This window comes from Sinomonas sp. ASV486, from assembly GCF_030908215.1.
In the GTDB taxonomy this organism is placed as follows: Bacteria; Actinomycetota; Actinomycetes; order Actinomycetales; family Micrococcaceae; genus Sinomonas; species Sinomonas puerhi.
Map to the genome: position 1 here is coordinate 236,312 of NZ_JAVFJK010000007.1, position 6,247 is coordinate 242,558.

Consider the following 6,247-nt stretch of genomic DNA (forward strand, 5'->3'; position numbering starts at 1 on the left):
GACGTTCTCGGAAAGGCACACCATCATGGCTGACAACCTGCGCGTCGCCGTCATCGGCGCCGGCCGCATGGGCGCGGACCACATCCAGCGCCTGCATACCCACATCCACGGGGCCGACGTGGCCGCCGTCGTCGACATCGACCTCGACCGCGCCAACGCGGCGATCGCGGACATCCCGGGCGCGAAGGCGTTCGCGACGGCTGCGGAGGCCTATGAGTCCGGCGACGTGGACGCCGTCCTCATCGCCACGCCCGGCTTCCTCCACGAGGCGGCGCTCCTCGAGGCCCTCGAGCGGGACATCCCGATCCTGTGCGAGAAGCCGCTCACCCCGGACGCCGCTTCTGCCTGGAAGATCGTCGAGGCCGAGCAGAAGCTGGGCCGCAAGCGCATTCAGGTCGGCTTCATGCGTCGCTTCGACACCGACTACGCGGCTCTCGGCGGCATGATCCGCTCCGCCGAGCTCGGCGAGCTGCTCATGCTGCACTGCCGCCACCGCAACCCCGACACCCCTCCGGGCTTCACTAACGAGATGCTCATCAACGACTCGGTGGTGCACGAGTTCGACGTGATCCGCTACCTCACGGGCGAGGAGATCACCTCGGTCCAGGTGCGCTTGGGCAAGGCGACCTCTAAGGCGCCCGCGGGCCAGCACGACCCGCAGCACGTGCTCATCGAGACCGAGTCCGGTGTCCTCGCCGACGTCGAGATCTACGTCAACGCCCAGTTCGGCTACGAGGTCGCGACGCAGGCCGCGTTCGAGGACGGGATCGTGGACATCGGGGGCGACGGCGGGCCGTACGTGCGGCGTGCCGGCCGGTGGGGCGGCGTCGTGACCCCGAGCTTCATCGAGCGCTTCGGCGCCGCGTACGACGTCGAGGTCCAGGCCTGGGTCGATGCCGCGCTCCGCGACGAGATCGGCGGCCCCTCGGCGTGGGACGGCTATGCGACCGCGGCGTGCTGCGAGGCCGGTGTCGAGGCGCAGAAGAGCGGCGAGAAGGTGGCCGTCACGCTCAACGAGAAGCCGGAGCTGTACAGGTGAAGGTTGCCCTCGACCCCACGCCTTTCCACTCGACGCACTCGCTGCTCGAGTTCCCGGCCCTCGCTGCCGAGCTCGGGTACCAGTACCTCCAGCTGACCCCGCACCGGGACATGATCCCGTTCTTCACGCACCCCAAGGCCGACGACCTGCTCGTGCGGCAGTTCCGCAGCGCGTGCGCCGATGCGGGCGTTGAGGTCGCCTCGGTCCTGCCCGTGCTGCGCTGGTCCGGTCCGGACGAGGCGATGCGCGAGGCCGCTGTGCGGTACTGGAAACGGGCCATCCAGATCACAGTGGATCTGGGCTGCACCCAGATGAACACCGAATTCTCCGGCCGCCCGGAGAAGCCGGAGGAGTCCGAGGCCTGCTTCTACAAGTCCATGGAGGAGCTCCTGCCGGTCTTCGAGCGCGAGGGCGTCCACGTGGCGATCGATCCGCACCCGGACGACTTCGTCGAGGAAGGCCTCGCCGCGCTCCGCGTGGTCCGGGGACTCAACTCGCCGAACGTGGGATCCGTCTATGTTGCGTCCCACACGTTCCACATGAAGGACGAGCCGCTCGAGATCATGCGCGCGGTGGGGGACCGGCTCCGCGTCGTGCACGTCTCCGACACGATGAACCACCATGCCTCGCACGGTCTGCGGTACATCACCAACCCGCCCGGCAACGACGTCCGCGTCCACCAGCACCTCAAGATCGGCGACGGCGACGTCAACTGGGACGAGTTCTTCGGGGGCCTGAACGAGATCGGCTTCCTGGACCGCGACGACACCGTCATGGTCTCGAGCGTCTTCGCCGAGGACGACAACGCCCTCGAGGTCTCCCGCTACCAGCTGCGGGAGATGCGCGAGCGGACCGAGAAGGCCCGTGCGGCGGCGGGCTCCGTGGCGTAGCTCCGCCACGTCCATCTGAGGGTCACGTTCTGAGGGTCAGGTCGTGTGGGTCTCCACCCACGGGACCTGACCCTCGGTTGTTCGCGGGCCCGCGGCGACGCCACGGACCGTCGTTGTCGCCTCTAGGCGCGGCGGTTGGCCGACCGTCCATTGCGGGGGTTGGGGACAGCGTCCTCAGGGTAACGGGCCTCCAAGGTGGCGCGCCTGCGCCGGATGGAGGATGACGATGAGCCGGATCAGCACAGCAGTCCGATTAGGGCTGGCGGGAGCGTCAGCGCTGAGCCTGGCGGCCTGCATGGGTGGCGGGACGACCTCCCCGGGAACGAGCGCGAGCTCCTCGGCGAGCCCAAGCGCGAAGGTCTACAACGAGTCCGAGCTCCAGAACCTCGTCTCCGGGCTCAAGGATTCGGATGGCAACGACCTCAAGCCCTACTCGAAGGCTCAGGTGACTGCCGGAAAGGACCTCGGCAAGATCCTCCTCAGCACCGCGACGGTGGATCCGAGCGACTGCAAGTCCATCGCAACCGCCGGCCTCGTGGACAACATCGAGAACGGCTCGGTCGCCGTGTCGATCTCCGACAGCCAGCAGCCGAGGACCGTCTCAGCGCAGTCCGGCTCACAGGGCCCCGACTCGCAGCAGATCCTCAAGGACATCGAGGGCAAGATGGGCACCTGTTCGCACTTCACGGTGTCCGCGCTCGGGCAGAAGGTCACGGTCGCGAGCAAGCAGCTCCAGGCCAAGACAAACGCTGCCGAGACCTTCGGCACCGTCAGCACCCGCGGCAACAACAGCTCGGACATGCTCATGCAGGTCTCTGGAGCTCAGGGCAGGCTCCTTGTCGTCGCCACCAAGAGCGGGAGCAATCTGGGCGACAAGGACCAGTCGGAGCTCGAGGGGTTCGTGAACAGCGTGCTCCGCAATGCCACCGGGTCCTCGACCTCCAGCCCGTCCACCGGCACCTCGAGTTCGCCGTCGACGTCCAGCTCGTCGAGCAGCACCGGCTCGCCGAGCTCCTCGGGTTCCGCGAGCTCGTCGGGCCAGTCCGGTTCGGGCGCCTCGCCGAGCGCGAGTTCCTCTGCCTCTTAGGCGTGTCCTAGGCGGAGAAGGGCAGGCGAGGGTCCACCTGCTGGGCGTCCCACGTTGAGCGGACCCAGCCGTGGTGGGGATCGTCGCTGATGAGCCACTCGCGCACGCGGCCTGGGCCTGCCATGACGTTGAGGTAGTACAGGTCATAGCCGGGCGCGGCCATCGCCGGGCCGTGCCAGCCGTAGGGGACGAGCACGACGTCGCCCGTGCGCACCTCGGCGTTGACGTCGATGGGGCGCTCGTCGGAGGCATAGACCCGGGCGTAGCCCACGGGGTCCTGGCCAGCCTCCGCGGGGCCGCCGGCGATGGGGGAGTCCGGGGCGAGGCGTGTCTCGAAGTAGTAGATCTCCTCGAGGAAGGTCTCGCCGTCCTTCTCCTCATCGTGCTTGTGCGGCGGGTACGAGGACCAGTTGCCGCCGGGTGTGATGACCTCGCACACGATGAAGCGGTCCGCCTCGAGGGCGGCGGGGGTACCGAAGTTGTGCACCTGGCGCGAGCAGTTGCCGGCGCCGCGCAGCTCGACGGGCGTCTCCTCCGCGCGCACGAGCCGCGTGGGGTACTCCTCCTTCGCGGGTGCAAGCGCGACGGCGACCCGGCCGCCCTCGGCGCTCGAGATCACCGCGGTCCTGCCGATCCCCGTGTAGAGGACGTCGCTCGGGCCCGCGAAGACCGAGGCGCGGCCACGCAGGTGGTGCGCGACGCCGTCGACCGTCACCTCGAAGGAGCCCTCGAGAGGGACCACGATGCGTTCCTCGCCGGCGGCCTCGAGTGAGACCGAGGCGCCGGGAGCGAGCACGGCCACCTTGATGCCCGTGTGCGCCCAGCCCGGAACGGCGGGAGCGCTGCTGTTCCCCGCTTCCGTCGGGCCGAGCGAAACCTGCCACGCGCCGTCGGACGCGCTGCCGAGGGGGTAGACCCACTCTGCCATGTGCTGTGTCCCTTCTGTCGGGTCCTGTTGGTCCGCTCGTGCGCTCAGCGCTGGACGAGCGTCATTTCGAAGCTGTAGGAATCGGCTCGGTACGCATGCCGCCCCGTTTCTACGCTGCGGCCCGTATCGTCCACGGCCGTGCGTTCCATGGTCACGAGCGCGGAGCCCGCAGCGACCTCGAGCAGCTCGGCCTGGTCCGCGTCTGCGACCGCCGCACCGATCCGCTGGTTGGCGAGCCGGAAGTTCACGCCAGCGTCCCGCAGGATCTGGTACATGCCGTGCTCCCTGAGCCCCACCTCGGTGAGTTCGGCGACGTCGTCCCGCACCCAGTTCTCCATGAGCGCGAGTGGCTTCTCGTCCACCGAGCGGAGGCGCGTGAAGTGGTAGACGCCGACGCCCGGCGGAAGCTGGAGTGTCTCGGCGATCTCCGGCTCTGCCGGGCCGTGGCGGAAGCTGAGCACGCGGGTAGCGGGTGCCTTGCCGCCGCGCGCGAGGTCGTCGAAGAGGCTCGAGAGCTCGAGGTGCCGGCGCACTTGGCTTGCGACGACCTGGGTGCCGACCCCGCGCTTGCGCACGAGGAGCCCGGCACGCACGAGCTCGTCCATGGCCTTGCGCATCGTGGGGCGGGAAAGGTTGAGCTGCGCGGCGAGCTCGATCTCGTTCTCGAGCTTGGAGCCCGGCTCGAGAGCACCGCTGCGGATCATCCCCTCGATGCCCTGCACTACCTGGTGGTACAGGGGGACCGGTGACGAGCGGTCGATGGGGATGTTGAGGGCTGTGGCCATGACCCCTCCTTGGGCTGGGCGCTGCGCGGGGCATCTTCGCGGCCCGCGCTGTGCGGTTGAGGTTTGTTTATTTGATAGGACAAATCTCTTGAGGTGATCTTAGCACCGCATTCCGCGTCATGACAGTGGTTTCGCGCCGTGGCCCCGATGCAGCGGATGCTGACAAATGAAGGTTGCCCCGTGGGACGGCGAACCAAATTAGTGCTTATGTGTAGACAAAGTATTGACAGTCGTGATCCAGATCACCCATGATCTAGCCAAGGCCCGAGACCGAGGCGGACTCGTCCGGCGGGGCCATGGATCGAAGGAGATTCTCGTGACCAAGTTTTCGTGGCGCCAGGGAGCGATCGTGGCGCTCGCAGTGCCGATGCTCGCCCTCGCCGCCTGTTCGGCGGGCGGGAAGACGGCGACCGATACGGCCGCAGGCGGCGGTCAGGCCGTCTCGACTCCCAGGATGAAGGTTGCCCTCATCACGCACGCCGCCGCCGGCGACACGTTCTGGGACATCGTGCGCAAGGGTGCCGAGGAGGCGGCGTCCAAGGACAACGTCGACCTCCAGTACCTCAACGACCCCGAGGCCGGCCGCCAGGCGCAGCTCGTGCAGCAGGCCATCGACCAGAAGGTGGATGGCATCGCTCTCACGATGGCAACCCCCGACGCGCTCAAGGACGTCGTCAAGAAGGCCACCGACGCGGGCATCCCGGTCGTGAGCCTGAACGCCGGCGAGGACGCTTCAGCCAAGCTCGGGGCGTTCACGCACTTCGGCTCGAACGAGAAGCTCGCCGGTGAGGCCGTGGGCACCAAGCTCGCCTCGGACGGCTACAAGCACCCCGTCTGCGTCATCCAGCAGCAGGGCCACGTGGGGCTCGAGGCCCGGTGCGCGGGTGTCAAGGCCAAGGTCCCCGGCACGGAGATCCTCTACGTCAACGGCCAGGACATGACCTCGGTCCAGTCCACGGCCACGGCGAAGCTCCAGGCCACGAAGGACGCCGACGTGATCATCGGCCTCGGCGCCCCGATCACGCTGACCCTGCTCAAGTCCGTCTCTGATGCCGGCAGCTCGGCCAAGGTGGCGAGCTTCGACCTCAACGCCGAACTCGCCCAGGACATCGTTGACGGCAAGGTGCTCTTCACTGTGGACCAGCAGCCGTGGCTGCAGGGCTACATGTCGGTGGACGCGCTCTGGCAGAACAAGCGCGGCGGGTTCAAGATCGGTGGTGGGCAGCCGGTGCTGACCGGCCCGACCATCGTTGACAAGTCCAACGCCTCCGACGTCGTCAAATTCGCCAAGCAAGGCGTCCGCTAAACCGCATAGACATCGGGCCGCGCGGCGGGAACGCCGCGCGGCCCACCATCAAGGAGTGTTTCCATGGCAACTGCAACCTTGCCGTCGGCGCCCGCGCCGGCTGCCAAAGACGAGCGGGTCGGGCGTCGTGGCCCGTTCCAGAAGCTCCTGGGCCGTCCGGAGGTCGGGGCGCTGGCGGCCGCGGTCGTGCTGTTCATCTTCTTCGCGGCGGT

6 protein-coding genes and 1 pseudogene are annotated in these 6,247 nt (G+C 68.2%); 5 read left to right on the forward strand and 2 right to left on the reverse strand.

The annotated features are described in order from the left end of the window. Window positions 1–25: 25 nt before the first annotated feature. From RBS60_RS12255 to RBS60_RS12265, 3 genes are all read left to right on the forward strand, one after another. Complete coding sequence (locus tag RBS60_RS12255; RefSeq protein ID WP_307957833.1) at window positions 26–1,039, forward strand: Gfo/Idh/MocA family oxidoreductase; 1,014 nt, start codon at window positions 26–28, stop codon at window positions 1,037–1,039. After that, window positions 1,036–1,929 (forward strand): sugar phosphate isomerase/epimerase family protein, encoded by an 894-nt coding sequence (locus tag RBS60_RS12260; RefSeq protein WP_307957834.1) that lies wholly within the window; start codon window positions 1,036–1,038, stop codon window positions 1,927–1,929. Before RBS60_RS12255 ends, RBS60_RS12260 begins: the two co-directional genes overlap by 4 nt. Window positions 1,930–2,155: 226 nt before the next feature. Further along, window positions 2,156–3,016 carry a hypothetical protein gene (locus tag RBS60_RS12265; RefSeq protein ID WP_307957835.1) on the forward strand — a complete coding sequence of 287 codons (861 nt, stop codon included), beginning with the start codon at window positions 2,156–2,158 and terminating at the stop codon, window positions 3,014–3,016. A 7-nt stretch (window positions 3,017–3,023) separates the two neighbouring features. Here RBS60_RS12265 and iolB read toward each other — a convergent pair whose 3' ends face one another. Then, window positions 3,024–3,944 (reverse strand): 5-deoxy-glucuronate isomerase, encoded by a 921-nt coding sequence (iolB, locus tag RBS60_RS12270; protein ID WP_307957836.1) that lies wholly within the window; start codon window positions 3,942–3,944, stop codon window positions 3,024–3,026. Window positions 3,945–3,988: 44 nt separating this feature from the next. Continuing rightward, on the reverse strand, window positions 3,989–4,729 hold the full coding sequence (locus RBS60_RS12275) for a GntR family transcriptional regulator (RefSeq protein ID WP_307957837.1): 741 nt from the start codon (window positions 4,727–4,729) through the stop codon (window positions 3,989–3,991). Between the two features lie 316 nt (window positions 4,730–5,045). Here RBS60_RS12275 and RBS60_RS12280 point away from each other — a divergent pair, with 316 nt between their 5' ends. Together RBS60_RS12280 and RBS60_RS12285 are read left to right on the forward strand one after the other, a co-directional pair. Then, on the forward strand, window positions 5,046–6,035 hold the full coding sequence (locus RBS60_RS12280; protein ID WP_307957838.1) for a substrate-binding domain-containing protein: 990 nt from the start codon (window positions 5,046–5,048) through the stop codon (window positions 6,033–6,035). A 63-nt stretch (window positions 6,036–6,098) separates the two neighbouring features. Beyond that, window positions 6,099–6,247 (forward strand): annotated as a pseudogene (locus RBS60_RS12285) (ABC transporter permease); the annotation flags it as partial.